This window comes from Streptomyces sp. SID13666 (assembly GCF_010548325.1).
In the GTDB taxonomy this organism is placed as follows: domain Bacteria; phylum Actinomycetota; class Actinomycetes; order Streptomycetales; family Streptomycetaceae; genus Actinacidiphila; species Actinacidiphila fildesensis.
Genome location: NZ_JAAGLX010000216.1, coordinates 1 through 410 on the forward strand (window position 1 = coordinate 1; position 410 = coordinate 410).

At 74.1% G+C, this 410-nt stretch carries 1 protein-coding gene; it reads left to right on the forward strand.

Annotated features, from left to right (window positions below):
• Nucleotides 1-152: 152 nt before the first annotated feature.
• Nucleotides 153-410: response regulator transcription factor (locus G3I60_RS44165; RefSeq protein ID WP_164608598.1), on the forward strand; the 258-nt coding region annotated here is incomplete at its 3' end.

A 410-nucleotide genomic window follows, 5' to 3' on the forward strand; every position in this document is an offset into this window, starting at 1 on the left:
TCGCTCGCTGCGGGTTCGGGGCCGGGGCTGGAGGAAGGTACCGCTGGACGCGGCTTCCGGGTGCGGGCAGTCTTTCCCTGGCCGGACGCGACGCCCCGGCCGAGCACCACCGGGCGGTCCGACGAGGAACCCCCGCGGCACGAGGAGGCACCATGATCGACGTCGTGCTGGCCGACGACCAGGCGCTCGTGCGGGGCGGGTTCCGCGCGCTCATCGACTCCGAGGACGACATGCGCGTCGTCGCCGAGGCCGCGACCGGGGACGACGCCGTCCGCCTCGCGCTGGAGCACCTGCCCGACGTCGTGCTCATGGACATCCGGATGCCCGGTCTGGACGGCCTCGAGGCGACCCGACGGATCGTCGCCGACCGCGCCGCGTCGCACGTGCACGTCGTGGTGGTGACCACGTCC